General features: G+C 58.0%; 14 protein-coding genes. 10 read left to right on the top strand and 4 right to left on the bottom strand.

What is annotated here, in order from left to right; translation table 11 throughout:
* Positions 1 to 32: 32 nt before the first annotated feature.
* The 5 genes from AC2FF8_RS15325 to AC2FF8_RS15305 are packed head-to-tail and all read left to right on the top strand — an operon-like array spanning position 33 to position 5,983.
* A complete protein-coding gene (locus tag AC2FF8_RS15325; RefSeq protein WP_257599554.1) occupies positions 33 to 1,103 on the top strand; it encodes a ligand-gated ion channel in 1,071 nt (356 codons plus the stop codon).
* 40 nt (positions 1,104 to 1,143) lie between these two features.
* Positions 1,144 to 2,091 (top strand): ABC transporter permease, encoded by a 948-nt coding sequence (locus tag AC2FF8_RS15320; RefSeq protein ID WP_496880111.1) that lies wholly within the window; start codon positions 1,144 to 1,146, stop codon positions 2,089 to 2,091.
* On the top strand, positions 2,088 to 2,903 hold the full coding sequence (locus AC2FF8_RS15315; protein ID WP_496880110.1) for an ABC transporter permease: 816 nt from the start codon (positions 2,088 to 2,090) through the stop codon (positions 2,901 to 2,903). The genes AC2FF8_RS15320 and AC2FF8_RS15315 overlap by 4 nt, the downstream gene beginning before the upstream one ends.
* Positions 2,900 to 4,498, top strand: a complete 1,599-nt coding sequence (locus tag AC2FF8_RS15310) for an ABC transporter ATP-binding protein (protein WP_496880109.1) — start codon at positions 2,900 to 2,902, stop codon at positions 4,496 to 4,498. The genes AC2FF8_RS15315 and AC2FF8_RS15310 overlap by 4 nt, the downstream gene beginning before the upstream one ends.
* Before the next feature lie 33 nt (positions 4,499 to 4,531).
* Complete coding sequence (locus tag AC2FF8_RS15305) at positions 4,532 to 5,983, top strand: aldehyde dehydrogenase family protein (RefSeq protein WP_496880108.1); 1,452 nt, start codon at positions 4,532 to 4,534, stop codon at positions 5,981 to 5,983.
* Between the two features lie 16 nt (positions 5,984 to 5,999).
* Here the strand turns inward: AC2FF8_RS15305 and AC2FF8_RS15300 are convergent, their stop codons facing one another.
* A complete protein-coding gene (locus AC2FF8_RS15300) occupies positions 6,000 to 7,160 on the bottom strand; it encodes a hypothetical protein (protein ID WP_496880107.1) in 1,161 nt (386 codons plus the stop codon).
* Between the two features lie 87 nt (positions 7,161 to 7,247).
* Positions 7,248 to 8,540, bottom strand: coding sequence for a nicotinate phosphoribosyltransferase (gene pncB, locus AC2FF8_RS15295; protein WP_425079952.1), 1,293 nt, complete (start codon positions 8,538 to 8,540; stop codon positions 7,248 to 7,250).
* Positions 8,541 to 8,704: 164 nt separating this feature from the next.
* Here pncB and AC2FF8_RS15290 point away from each other — a divergent pair, with 164 nt between their 5' ends.
* The gene (locus AC2FF8_RS15290; RefSeq protein WP_170346744.1) at positions 8,705 to 9,235 is read left to right on the top strand and encodes a hypothetical protein; all 531 of its coding nucleotides are present in this window, start codon (positions 8,705 to 8,707) and stop codon (positions 9,233 to 9,235) included.
* Here AC2FF8_RS15290 and pncA read toward each other — a convergent pair.
* A complete protein-coding gene (gene pncA, locus AC2FF8_RS15285; RefSeq protein WP_480685825.1) occupies positions 9,232 to 9,825 on the bottom strand; it encodes a bifunctional nicotinamidase/pyrazinamidase in 594 nt (197 codons plus the stop codon). The two genes, AC2FF8_RS15290 and pncA, sit on opposite strands and share 4 nt — an antisense overlap.
* 96 nt (positions 9,826 to 9,921) lie before the next feature.
* On the opposite strand from pncA, the gene trhO reads away from it, so the two are divergent.
* Positions 9,922 to 10,827: an oxygen-dependent tRNA uridine(34) hydroxylase TrhO gene (gene trhO, locus AC2FF8_RS15280; protein ID WP_496880106.1), complete on the top strand. Its 906-nt coding sequence runs from the start codon at positions 9,922 to 9,924 to the stop codon at positions 10,825 to 10,827.
* A 65-nt stretch (positions 10,828 to 10,892) separates the two neighbouring features.
* On the top strand, positions 10,893 to 11,402 hold the full coding sequence (locus tag AC2FF8_RS15275) for a potassium channel family protein (protein ID WP_170346741.1): 510 nt from the start codon (positions 10,893 to 10,895) through the stop codon (positions 11,400 to 11,402).
* Between the two features lie 7 nt (positions 11,403 to 11,409).
* Here the strand turns inward: AC2FF8_RS15275 and AC2FF8_RS15270 are convergent, their stop codons facing one another.
* Positions 11,410 to 11,739, bottom strand: coding sequence for a hypothetical protein (locus AC2FF8_RS15270; protein ID WP_257599543.1), 330 nt, complete (start codon positions 11,737 to 11,739; stop codon positions 11,410 to 11,412).
* A 187-nt stretch (positions 11,740 to 11,926) separates the two neighbouring features.
* Here AC2FF8_RS15270 and betB point away from each other — a divergent pair, with 187 nt between their 5' ends.
* The gene (betB, locus tag AC2FF8_RS15265) at positions 11,927 to 13,381 is read left to right on the top strand and encodes a betaine-aldehyde dehydrogenase (RefSeq protein WP_496880105.1); all 1,455 of its coding nucleotides are present in this window, start codon (positions 11,927 to 11,929) and stop codon (positions 13,379 to 13,381) included.
* A gap of 107 nt (positions 13,382 to 13,488) precedes the next feature.
* Positions 13,489 to 13,725: a hypothetical protein gene (locus AC2FF8_RS15260; protein ID WP_496880104.1), complete on the top strand. Its 237-nt coding sequence runs from the start codon at positions 13,489 to 13,491 to the stop codon at positions 13,723 to 13,725.
* Positions 13,726 to 13,897: the final 172 nt, after the last annotated feature.

Here is a 13,897-nt window from a genome sequence, read left to right as displayed (position 1 = left end):
GGGCCTTCCATTGTGTCAGGGTGTTCTCACGCATGTTCTTGCTCCGCGCCATTCCCGTCTTGGTTTTAGGTGTTTTCCTGGTGTTCGGTTCTTCGGTCGTGGCCACGGCTCAGAACGTGTTGGGTGGGCGGCTGGATGCCCTGCCCGGAACGCCCGAGAACCCGTTGGATGTTGGCGTCGGCATTCGCATCGACCAGATCACCGGCGTTGATCAAAAGGCTGAAAACTACGGCGCGGTTGTGGTCTTGCGGGTGGAATGGACCGATCCTGCGTTGGCGTTTGATCCCGAGGAACTGGGAAGGGATATCAGGGTTTTCAACCCGCCCGATCTTGCCGATCATGCGGCAAGTATAGGTTCCGTTCTGCCGGCTTTTGTCATTCACAATCAGCAGTCCAACAAGTGGATCCACGAATCCGCCGCATCCCTGCGGTACGACGGACGGGTGCTGTATGTCGAAAAATCGTCTCTTACACTCCAGGCGCCTCATTTCGATTTCCGAAAATACCCGTTCGACACGCAGGAGTTCCATTTCGAAGTCGTATCGGTCTTTCCGTCCGAATATGTCAATTACCATCCGCTGGATGAATTTTCTGGCCTCGGAGATCAACTGGGCGAAGAAGAATGGATTCTGAACAATGCACGGTTGGAAACGTCCAGGGTCCTGGGGCTATCCGGCAAAGAAAGCGATCAGGTCGCGCTTGTTTTCGAGGGCAAACGACATCTGACATACTACGTCATACGGGTTTTCCTGCCGATGCTTGTCTTGATTTCGGTCGGCTGGGCGCTGTTTTTTCTGGATGAATACCGCCGGAGGATCGAGATCGCGGGCGGCAACCTGCTGGTGTTTGTCGCGTTTAACTGGGCGATATCCGCAGATCTGCCCAAGCTGGGTTATCTGACTTTTCTGGATTTTGTCCTACAGTGCATGTTCCTGATGACCGGGGCGCTGATCGTGTTCAACGTCGCACTGCGACGGCTGAAAGTGTCCGGCAAGGAGGGTACGGCCCGCATCCTGGACAACTATGCGATCAAGTGGATCTATCCACTGGGGTATGCCGCGATCGTTGCCTATGCGGTTTCCGCTTTCCTTCTGGTGCCTTAGACGCTGGACCCGTGCCTGATGTGACCCTAACGTGGTGCCAATGCTCCGCTACGTCCTCAAACGACTGATTTCCTTGCTTGTCAGCCTGGCCGTCGCCTCGGTAGTCATCTTCGCCGTGATCGAGGTTGCCCCGGGTGATCCGGCGTCGTTCATGCTGGGCGTCAACGCGCAGGAGGACACGCTGGCCGCGTTGCGGGCCGAGCTGGGTTTGGATGCGTCCAGGATACAGCGGTACTTCAATTGGGTGGGCGGCATGCTGGAGGGCGATTTCGGCACTTCATACACCTATCGCACGCCAGTGTCGCAGATGATCGCGGACCGGCTGTGGGTGTCGTTGCCCCTGGCGCTTTACGCGCTGACACTGTCCACGTTGATCGCCTTTCCCGCCGGAATCTATGCCGCTGCGCGTCGGGGCAAGCCGGGGGACCTTGCAGTGATGGGGGCGACGCAGCTTGGGATTGCTGTGCCCAATTTCTGGTTTGCAATGATGCTTGTGCTGATCTTCGCCATCAACCTGCGCTGGTTCAATGCGGGCGGGTTTGCCGGTTGGAACGACGGTCTGTGGGCCGGCCTGCGATCCCTGACCCTGCCTGCCGTGGCGCTTGCCCTGCCACAGGCGGCGATTCTGGCGCGGGTCATGCGGTCGGCCTTGCTGGACATTCTGGGTGAGGATTTCATGCGCACGGCTCGGGCCAAGGGCCTGTCCCGCCGTCAGGCCCTTTGGCGGCATGGGGTGCGAAATGCACTGATCCCGGTACTGACCATCATCGGCTTGCAGTTTTCCTTCCTGCTGGCGGGGTCGATCATCATCGAACAGGTGTTCTATCTGCCGGGTCTCGGGCGGCTGGTGTTTCAGGCCATTTCTGCCCGTGACCTCATCGTCGTGGAATCGGTCGTGATGCTGCTGGTCTTTGCCGTGATAACGGTCAATTTCCTTGTCGATCTTGCTTATGCGGCGGTGGACCCGCGACTCAGGAGCAGGACATGAACCGGAACCTGATCCTTGGGGCTTTGTTGTCGTCGCTGGTGGTTCTGGCCGCGTTGGTCTCGTTCGTCTGGACCCCCTACGACCATGCCGCGTTGGACATTCCCGATAAATTACAGCCACCAAACGGGCAGCATTGGTTTGGAACCGATCATTTCGGACGCGACATGTTCTCGATGATCATGGTTGGTGCACGTACGTCGATTGCGGTGGCGCTGGTGGCCGTCGGCATCGGCATGGCACTTGGCGTTCCTCTTGGCCTGACGGCGGCCGCGCGCAAAGGATCCTGGCTGGATGAGGTCATCATGCGTGGCAACGATCTGGTCTTCGCTTTCCCTTCGCTGGTGATCGCCATCCTGATCACGGCCGTCTATGGAGCCGGAGCAATCAACGCCATTGTTGCGATCGGCATTTTCAACATCCCCGTCTTTGCCCGTATCACCCGCGGCGCTGCTTTGTCGCTTTGGGAGAGAGAGTTCATCCTTGCCGGCCGTGTGTCGGGCAAAGGGGCCGCGCGGATATCGGCTGAACATATTCTGCCCAACGTGGCCAATCTGCTGATCGTGCAGGGGACGATCCAGTTCAGCCTTGGCATTCTGGCCGAAGCGGGCCTGTCATATGTCGGTCTGGGCGCTCAACCTCCGACGCCCAGCTGGGGCCGGATGTTGGCAGACGCGCAGACGATGGTCAGTTTTGCCCCGCATTTGGCTCTGATTCCGGGTCTGTCGATTATCGTCACGGTGCTGGGTCTGAACTTGCTGGGCGATGGTCTGCGCGACTGGCTGGATCCCCGGATCAGGGTGGCACGGGTATGAGCTTGTTGCAGATTGAAAACCTGTCGCTGACGATCCACGGGATACCGATCCTGAAACAAGTCAGCCTGTCCATCGACCCCAGCCAGATCGTGGCGGTGACGGGTGAAAGCGGCTCGGGCAAATCGATGACCGCATTGGCGGCGATGCAGTTGCTGCCGCATGGGGCCAGCGTGAAAGGTGCGATCCGGCTGGACGGTCAGGATCTGTTGACGCGGTCAGAATCCGATTTGTGTGCCTTGCGCGGCGCGTCCATGGGGATGGTGTTTCAGGAGCCGATGACAGCGCTCAATCCGGTGAAAACCATCGGTGATCAGGTGATGGAGACGATCCTGATCCACAAGGCGATGCCCCAGTCTCAGGCCCGAACACGTGCCGCAGAAGTTCTGACACGCGTCGGCCTGCCACCTGATCGGTTCCCCCTTTCCCGCTATCCGCACGAACTGTCCGGCGGGCAACGGCAACGCGTGGTCATTGCCATGGCCATCGCTCTGCGCCCCAGGCTGCTGATCGCGGACGAGCCGACGACAGCGCTCGACGTCACGACACAGGCGCAGATCCTAGATCTGCTCAAGGGGCTGGTGCGTGAATATGACATGGGGCTGCTGATGATCACCCATGATCTGGCCGTTGTCTCTGATATGGCGGACCAGATCATCGTCATGCGCCACGGAGAAGTGGTTGAAAGCGGGGCCACACAGCACCTGCTGCGTCACATGCAGCACCCTTATACCCGAATGCTGTTCGAGGCGTCTGGCCATCAGGTCACCTTGCCGGAACCCGCGCAACCGCAAACGTTGCTGGAGGTAACCCAGGTTGTCCGGGATTATCGCCTGCCCCGAAAAGGCCTGTTGGACGCGCCGCGCCATCACCGGGCAGTGGATGGTGTCAGTTTTTCACTCAACCGAGGCGAGCGGTTGGGTTTGGTCGGGGAATCCGGATGCGGAAAATCGACCCTAACACGGGCAATTTTGGGCTTGGAGGAGGTTCAGTCCGGTCAAATCCGGCTGGGTGGTCAGCCGGTTTTCACTGGGCACAAACCCAACCTTGCCGTGCGCCGGAAGATGCAGGTGGTGTTTCAGGACCCATATGGCAGCTTCAACCCCCGTCATCGTGTCGCGCGCCTGATCACCGAGCCTTTCCATTTGCTGGACGACCCGCCCACCGGATCAGACCGGCGGGATCGGATCTCGGAAATACTGACGGCCGTCGGCCTCAGCCCCGGCGACGCGGGCAAGTACATCCACGAATTCTCGGGCGGGCAACGACAACGGATCGCTATTGCACGCGCCCTGATCATACGGCCCGAACTGATCCTGTTCGACGAGGCGGTTTCTGCGCTTGACGTTTCGGTCCGTGCTCAGATCCTCGATCTGCTCGCTGACCTGTGCGAAGCCTATGACCTGACCTATCTGTTCATCAGCCATGACCTGAGCGTTGTCCGCACGATCACCGACCGTGTGCTTGTGATGCAGTCCGGTCGGATCGTCGAACAGGGTCAGACAAAGCAGGTCTTCGAAGATCCGCAACATCCCTACACGCAAACCTTGATTGCCGCTGCGCCCCGGTTGCCCGAGATAAGGCCGCTGACGGCGTAAAGTTCCTTGTTAGAGCCTGATTGGAGGCCCAAAATGACCCAGAACATTTGGTTTGATCCCACCTTGTGCCTGATCGGCGGGCGCTGGAGCCAGGCGGCTGCGGGCGACAGCCTGCCCTTGATCAACCCTTCGGACGGGACCCAGATCTGCCGGATCGCCCGAGGGTCCGAGGCGGATATCGACGCGGCGGTACAAGCCGCCCGTTCTGCGTTGAATGGTGATTGGGGGCGAAAGACGGCGTTGGAACGCGGCCGCATCCTGACACGGTTGGGCCAGCTGGTGCTGGACCGGGTGGACGATCTGGCGCGGCTCGAGGCGATGGATGTCGGCAAACCGCTGACACAGGCCCGGGCAGACGCGGTCGCCCTGGCGCGCTATTGCGAGTTCTATGGCGGCGCGGCGGACAAGGTGATGGGCGAGACCATTCCCTATCTCGATGGCTACACCGTCTACACCCTGCGCGAACCGCATGGGGTGACGGGTCATATCGTGCCCTGGAACTATCCGATGCAGATTATCGGGCGTTCCGTCGGGGCGGCGTTGGCCATGGGCAACGCCTGTGTTCTGAAACCTGCGGAAGAAGCCTGCCTGACCGCGCTGGCCTTTGCCCATCTTGCGCAACAGGCCGGGCTGCCAGCCGGAGCATTGAACGTCGTGCCCGGTCTGGGGGCCGAGGCGGGTGCGGCGCTGTCGGGGCATCGGGGAGTCAACCATATCTCGTTCACCGGTTCGGTTGCCACCGGGGCCCTTGTGCAGCAGGCGGCGGGACGCAACGTGGTGCCCGTGACGCTGGAACTGGGCGGGAAATCCCCGCAATTGGTTTTTGACGATGCCGATCTGGATGCAGCGCTGCCGTTTCTGGTGAATGCGGGTGTCCAAAACGCGGGCCAGACCTGTTCGGCCTCGTCCCGCATCCTGGTGCAGCGGGGCGTCTATGAGCAGGTCAGATCGCGCATGGCCAAGGCCTATGAAGAACTGACGGTCGGCCCGGCGATGCAGGATCTGCGCGTTGGACCGTTGATCTCGGACCGGCAGAGACAGATTGTCAGCGGTTTTCTGAAAACAGCCACGGACCTGACGATCGCTGCGCAGGGACAGATTGTCGATGACGCGCCAGAAACCGGAGCCTATGTCCGGCCCACTTTGTTCGCAGACGTGCCGCCAGATCATCAGTTGGCACAGGACGAGATATTCGGCCCGGTTCAGGTTCTGATCCCGTTTGACACCGAAGAACAGGCTCTGACCATAGCGAATAGTACGGAATATGGCCTGGTCGCCAGCGTCTGGACGCGGGATGGTGCGCGACAGATGCGGTTGGCGAAAGCATTGCACTCGGGTCAGGTTTTCATAAACAACTACGGTGCTGGTGGCGGCGTTGAACTGCCATTTGGCGGGGTGGGAAAATCCGGACACGGCCGCGAAAAAGGGTTCGAAGCTTTGTACGGCTTTTCACAGTTGAAGACAGTTGCCGCGTTTCACGGATAGCATTTACCCGGGCAATTCAGATCAGCTTTGCTTCCAATGTATGATTGCCCCAAATCCGTGATGTCCGCGTGGCAGAATGCCCGCTGAACCAACCTCCGACGACCTCGTCGGCAACGTTGGCACTGGCGGGGAACTTTTGTCTGCCGCCGTCTGCCAGGATCACCAAGTCAAACCAGACCCGAACGGAATACGGCGCATTGATCCGGCCTGAATTCAGGTTGTACTTGTGCCAGTGTACCGGGCAGCTTAGGAAAACGACCTTGTTGAAATGCGCCCCCATATCGGCGGCTTTCATGACGACATTGCAGCCGTGGCTGTGGGCAACCACATCGCAGCCGTGATAGGCCTCAAGATCTATCCAGTTTTTCAGGTGTTTGGCAGCAATATGGCGGCCGCGATCGGACCACCGGCCCTCCCACTCATAGTAGTTCTGTCCTGAAAAGATATCGTTGCGATGCGGCTTGATGTAATTGTGCAGATCTCCGACATGCGGATAGTACCATGTGGGGTCGGGATCGACTTCGAAGTGAGTGCCATGAACAAGAAGCAACCCCGGCGCATCGGCTTTCTGTTGCGCGGGGGCCGGTGGAACCTTCGAGCCCGGCGGGTCGGAAATCAGAGCGGACGACAACACAGTAAGCAAATCTTGCGAGAGCGGCTCCAACTGCGCCCAACGCGCCGTAAACACACCAAGCCAAAGACGTGGCGGAAAAGAATCCGGCGAATACAGTTTGAGGCATGAACTCAGTGCGGCAAGAGCAACAATTGAATCCGGGGCCGCCAGTCCAAGCTTCAAAGCAGCGCCAATATGTTGGGCGCTGGGCCATTCCTCTGCTGCTTTGATCGCCTCGAACAAATGTTGGTAATACCCTTCAGGTTCTGGCGAAGTAAGCAGGTCGACGGGCCTTAGGTCATCGGGGCCATCAAGGAAACTCATGTATTCGTGGGCGGATGTCTGGCGGTCGTCAATTGGCTGGAATCCGAGCATGACAAGCTGTTTGGACAGAACGGCATCGTCGATTTCTTCCCAATCGCGGCCCAACAGGAAAAGGTCTCTGTCATCGCCTTCGGCTTGCAGAAACTGGGCGCGGGATATCAGGTATGCGGCGTAGGAAAAAAGTGAAAGCTCATCCCGGGACCCGCCGGTATCGTAGAATTTCTTTGGTTCAAAAATCATTGTATCTCAACCTCAATGCTCAATTGGAATGCTTTCCAAACTAGCATCAGGTGAGTTGCCGATAAATGTTGAATGCGCCGCCGTGGTTCAGACGATCACCTCGATCGCCTTTTGCGCACCGACACCAAACACCCGCTTGTAGCGTTCGATCTGGTCTTTCGGACCCATCGCCTTTTCCGGGTTGTCCGACAGTTTCACCGTCGGGCGGCCATTGGCCGATACCGCTTTGCAGACCAATGAGAACGGCGCCAGCGCGTCATTGGGAACAAGCCCGCGAAAATCGTTGGTCAGCAAGGTTCCCCAGCCGAAGGAAATATTGGCGCGGCCCGCGAATTGGGCATGCAATTCCTGGATTTTCTCGACATCCAGACCGTCAGAGAAAATGATCCGTTTCCCTGTCGGGTCTTCGCCGCGCGCTTTCCACCAGTCTATGGCAACCTCGGCCGCCGCTGCCGGGTCGCCGCTGTCGATGCGAATACCGGTCCATCCCGCCAACCAGTCAGGAGCATTGTCCAAAAACCCCTTGGTGCCATAGGTGTCGGGCAGGATGATGCGCAGGTTGCCGTCATGCTCGTCATGCCAGTCGCTGAGCACGTCATAAGGGGCCTGCGCCAACGCTTCATCCGTGTCGGCCAGCGCTGAATAGACCATGGGCAGTTCGTGCGCATTGGTGCCGATGGCCTCGACCTCGCGTCGCATGGCGATCAGGCAGTTCGAAGTTCCGGTAAAGGATGCGCCCAGCCCTTCGATCATCGCCTGCACGCACCAATCCTGCCACAGAAAGGAATGCCGTCGTCTGGTGCCGAAATCCGCGATCCCAAGCCCGTTGATCGCGCTCAGCTTTTCGATCTTTTCCCAAACCCGGGTCATCGCGCGGGCGTACAGCACCTGCAATTCGAACCGGCGCATATCGTTCAGCACAGCGCGCGAGCGCAATTCCATCAACACCGCCAGCGCGGGGATTTCCCACAACATGACCTCGTGCCACTTGCCTTCAAAGGTCAGTTCGTATTGATCACCGTTGCGTTCAAGGTGATAGGGCGGCAGGCGCAAATTCTCGAACCACTCCATGAAGTCAGAGCGGAACATCTGCCGTTTCCCATAAAACATGTTGCCGCGCAGCCAGGTGCTTTCCCCCCGGCTGAGGCTGAGGGACCGGATGTGGTCCAGCTGTTCCCGCAGCTCGCCTTCATCGATCAAACGCGCCAGAGGTACGTGATTCGACCGGTTGATCAGCGAGAATACAACGTCTGTTTGGGGCTTGTTTCGAAACACTGACTGGCACATCAGCAGTTTGTAGAAGTCAGTATCGATCAAAGACCGCACAATCGGGTCAATCTTCCATTTGTGATTGTAGACGCGGGTCGCGATGTCGACCATGGGGAACTCCTGCGATTTCCGTAGTTAGATCAATCGACTCCGGAAATGGCAAGAGTCGCTGATTTGGTGACAATGCCAGTTTGAGGTCACAATACCGGCATATTGTGCATTGTTTTCACCGGTTAGTGAGAAGAGGGGATGGAAAGTCGAAACTGAGTTAATGAATGGGTATCGAGTACGATTTTGATATTGTTGACGTAGCGCTGGAAGATCTGGATCCTGAAAAGCTGGGGTCTGCCTCTGATACGAAACGCCAGGTATGTGCGGTGTTCCGCGATATCAGAGCCGCGGACGCGTTGCGTGGAACATCGCCGAAAATCCGCAAGATTTTCATGGATGCCGGGTTCAGCCTCGAGTCGCGCAACAGCGGCATCGTGCCTGGTGTGTTTCCAGCCGAAGATCAGGCGGATCGGGTGCGAATTCTGCGGTCGCTGTTTGAAAACATCAGGGCGCGTGGAATTCAGGGTGAATACTGCGGTGATTTCAACCTTTGGGATTTCCTGCACTACGTGCGAACGGCGCAGCCCATGGCGGGGATCGTACGCAGCCGGCCGATGCGCGTTCCGTCACCACCGTCAAGCCAGACCAACCCGGAACGTCGCACGATACCAGGGCGCATTGGGTTCGCGCTGGGTCTGGCGGTTGTTCTGTTCGTGATGATCAAGCTTTTGGCCGCCGCAGGGGCCACACCTTAGGTCAAAGCGACTCCGGCGTCCCGCATCGCCTGCTCGGCGGCTGCCAGCGAACCGTCCATGTCAATCGCGCGACAGGCACCCATCCGAACCGTGACGTCGAAACCCAACCTGGCGGCATCTACCGCAGAATAACGCACGCAGAAATCGGTGGCCAATCCCACAAGGGTCAAACGGTCGATGCCTCGTGTATCCAAATAGCCTTTAAGGCCTGTCGGTGTCTGGTGGTCATTCTCGAAGAACGCGGAATAGCTGTCGATGGCACTGCGGAATCCCTTGCGAAGGATCAAGTCGCCATCCGTGCGCAATTCGGGATGAAAACCGGCGCCGCGTGTGCCTTTCACGCAGTGGTCGGGCCACAGAACCTGTGGGCCATAGGGCATGTCGACCAGGTCGAACGGGTTTTTGCCATCGTGGGAACTGGCAAACGAAGAATGCCCCGCCGGATGCCAATCCTGAGTCAGGATCACGGCGTCGAATTCACCCATCATGGCGTTTATCGGTGCGACGATTTCGTCCCCCTCTGCCACAGCCAGCGCACCACCGGGGCAAAAGTCGTTCTGGACATCGATCACGAGCAGGGCATGGGTCATGGCGGCCTCCTTTTACCGCTCTATCGGTAGGCGGCGGCGCGCGGGGCGTCAATGCAATCCCTTGCGACTCTGGGTCTGCAAAGGTAGATCGCGCGTATGTACACAATCGCTGCCCTCTATCACTTTACCCGTTTCGCGGATCCAGCCGCGTTGCGTGACCCTTTGCTGGACCTGTGCCGCGCGCAGTCCGTCACCGGTACGCTGCTGCTTGCGCAGGAAGGGATCAACGGCACGATCGCCGGCCCGCGTGCCGGAATCGACGCCGTGCTGTCACATGTCCGATCCTTGCCCGGTTGCGCTGATCTGGAGTGGAAGGAAGCGACCTCGGAGCATCCGCCTTTCGGCAAGATGAAGGTGCGGCTGAAGAAAGAGATCGTGACCATGGGTCAGCCCGATGTCGACCCGCGCGCCCGTGTCGGCAACTATGTCGACCCGCAGGAGTGGAATGACCTGATCCGTTCTGACGATGTGGTGCTGATCGACACGCGCAACGATTACGAAGTGGCAATCGGGACGTTTGAAGGCGCAATAGACCCTGAAACAGCCAGTTTTCGCGATTTCCCGGCATGGTGGGAACAGAACAAGGACCGCTTTCACAACAAGCGGGTTGCCATGTTCTGCACGGGCGGTATCCGTTGCGAGAAATCCACCAATTACCTGCTGGGTCAGGGGGTCGAGGATGTCTATCACCTCAAAGGCGGTATCCTGCGGTATCTTGAGGAGATCCCTGCTGAAGACAGTTCCTGGCAGGGCGAATGCTTTGTGTTCGACAATCGTGTTTCGGTTGGTCACGGGCTTGTTGAAGGGCCGCACAAGCTCTGTCATGGCTGCCGGCGTCCAATCCTGCCCGAGGATGTGAAGCGCCCGGAATACGAGCATGGCGTTTCATGCCATCAATGCATCGATGAGACGTCCGATGCTGACAAAATGCGCTTTCGCGAGCGGCAAAAGCAGATCCTGCTGGCGCGCGAGCGGGGTGAGGCGCATCTGCGCCAGGACTGAATTCGGGTTGCGGGCTATGCCTTTAGGTCGGATGATTGCGCGAAGACCGGATTGAAGGGGCGTTCATGCACCGCAAACCCACGACTTTGGATGAATGGAAATCAACCCTGATTGCAGCGTTGGGGCTGGTTCTGGCGAGCTTTCTTGCCTGGTATGGTCTTTCACGCCTGAACGAGGCAGCTGCGGGCGACACGATTGGCACAATCGCTTCGGTTGGCCTGTTGATCTGGCTGGTGTCGCAGTCCTGGTATTACATGACCCAGGTAAAGTCGCCCCGCAGGCTTTTGTTTCTGATGGGGGTGTCGTTCATTCAGGTTGTCCCCTTCCTGTTCGCCGCGGTTTACGGCGCCTTTGGGTATAACGACCACTGTGTCATCGGTGCGCAGGGTCCGGGGGATATCCTGTATTTTTCCTATGTCACCTTTACCACAGTCGGGTATGGCGACATGTCCCCGACCGGTCTGTGCCGTGGGCTCGCCGTGTCCGAGGCCGTAACGGGCTATATCCTGTTGGGGATGTTTGTTGCCGCAGCAGTTTCGCTTTACGCCCGCAATCACACTCAGGAAAGACCCTAATAAGGGTCTATTTGTTCTGATCGATCCAGCGAGACATCATTTTCTTGTCGCGGAAACACTCGGACGGGATCGGGCGGCGTTTACTGCGTGAAATCCGCTCGGCAAACGCGACTTGTTTTCCCGTCGGGTAATTGTCGAACTGCGAGGTCCCGCGTGGTTTGTGGGCTGAAATCCAGTCAGACAAAAGCCGCCGGTCGCGCTGTGCCTCAACAGGGATCTCAAGGGCTGACTTCTCGGCAATCGCACGCGCATACCGCATCTGCCGATCGGTGACCGGAAGCAGGTGATAGTCGTTGTTCGGCCCGTTCAGGGCTGTGGGGCGTGTTTGCTGGGTCATCGGTTTGTCCTCTGACTATGTAGAACATAAATAGAACATTAACCAAAAATTTCAAGGATTATGGGGTTTGACAGGCGTGAAACCGCCCCTTCGATGATTTTATTGACTGGTCAATCAATAACCGATAGGCCGATTTTCGACTGACCATTTGTCCCGTCCTGACGGGTGCGAAAGAAAAGGACACGGTATGAAGTTTCAGCCCAGGGCCAGCCATTTCATTGATGGCGAATATGTCGAAGATACAAACGGCACGGCCATTGAAGTGATCTATCCCGCTACAGGCGAAGTGATTGCACGTTTGCATTCGGCGACGCCGGCGATCGTGGAACAGGCTCTAAATAGTGCAAAAAACGCTCAGGCGGCTTGGGCGGCCCTGTCCGGAACGGAACGTGGCCGCATACTGCGCCGCGCCTCCGATATCATGCGCGAACGCAATTACGACCTGTCCGTTCTGGAAACCCATGATACCGGCAAACCGATTCAGGAAACCACCGTGGCCGATGCCACCTCGGGGGCCGATGCGCTGGAGTACTTTGGTGGATTGGCCGCCTCTCTGACTGGCGAGCATATTCCGCTGGGCGGGGGTGATTTCGTCTATACCATCCGCGAGGCGCTGGGTGTTTGCGTCGGGATCGGCGCCTGGAACTATCCGACGCAGATCGCCTGCTGGAAAGGTGCCCCGGCGCTTGCTTGTGGCAATACGATGGTGTTCAAACCTTCGGAAACCACACCGCTTTCGGCATTGAAAGTGGCTGAAATTCTTGTCGAGGCCGGCGCGCCCAAGGGTGTCTACAACGTGATCCAGGGTTACGGCGATGTCGGTGCTTCGCTGGTCACCGATCCGCGTGTGGCCAAAGTCTCTTTGACGGGTTCTGTGCCGACGGGCCGCAAGGTTTATGCTGCTGCGGCGGATGGCATGAAGCATGTGACCATGGAACTTGGCGGCAAATCCCCGATGATCGTCTTTGACGATGCCGACATCGAAAATGCTGTTTCAGGTGCGATCCTGGGCAATTTCTATTCTTCGGGTCAGGTTTGTTCCAACGGCACCCGCGTCTTTGTTCAGAAAAGTATCAAAGAGGCCTTCCTGAAACGTCTGTCAGAACGTCTGGATCACGCGAAAATCGGCGATCCAATGGACGAAGACGTCAGCTTTGGCCCGATGGTCAGCGAGAACCAGATGAACATCGCCCTGGGCTATATCGAAAAGGGCAAAGCCGAAGGCGCAAGATTGATTTATGGCGGTGAGCGGATCGACCGGGACGGCTATTTTTTGCAGCCCACGGTTTTTGCTGACGTCACGGACAACATGACCATCGCGCGCGAGGAAATCTTTGGCCCCGTCATGTCGGTGCTGGATTTCGAGACCGAGGAAGAGGTGATGGCCCGCGCCAATGACACCGAGTTCGGTCTGGCCGCAGGTGTCTTCACGAATGATCTGACCCGGGCGCATCGAATCGTGGCCGGATTCGAAGCAGGCACGTGCTATATCAACACCTACAACCTTGCCCCGGTCGAAGCGCCGTTTGGCGGATCGAAAATGTCCGGTGTCGGGCGCGAGAACTCGAAACTGGCGATCAACCATTTCTCGGAGATGAAAACCGTCTATGTCTCGATGAATGACGTTGAGGCTCCGTACTGAATCAAGGACGGTTGTCCGCTTTTTTTGTTGTCTCTGCTCCCCGTGTCAGGCACCGGGAGCAGAGGAAACGCCAGCCAGTGGCGGGCAATACTGCACTGACAACACCGATGACTGCCAGCGTGCCGGAAAAGGTAGGTATTGCGGAATTTGTGTTCAAAGACGTTGCCATCCTCGGCCGATTGGCCCGGTTTGATGAGGAGACTCGTCCGCGATTTCTCTGGCCACTGAACTCATTGAAGACGCGGAACCATTACCGCCGTATATCGCTGATCAGGCGTCTCGTTTTCACGCATCTGCCGCAAATGCCGGGTACCGGTTGCTTCGCCGGCGGTCAGCCGTCGTGACCTTATTGGTTGAGGAACGCGGCCTGAAATTCGGCGGCCTGTTCTTCGGCGTCATGTCTGGAACCCAACATCCTTGAAAGAAGTTAAGGCATATTTGCATCCCCGCCTGATCGGGTGTTCTGATTGGATCCGATCTAAGGCAACGGCACCGGGCTCCCAGCGGTTGAAACGC

Source organism: Ruegeria sp. YTSA144 (genome assembly GCF_059610125.1).
The sequence above is the reverse complement of the archived record's forward strand: the minus strand, read 5'-3'. Positions and strand labels throughout refer to the sequence as shown.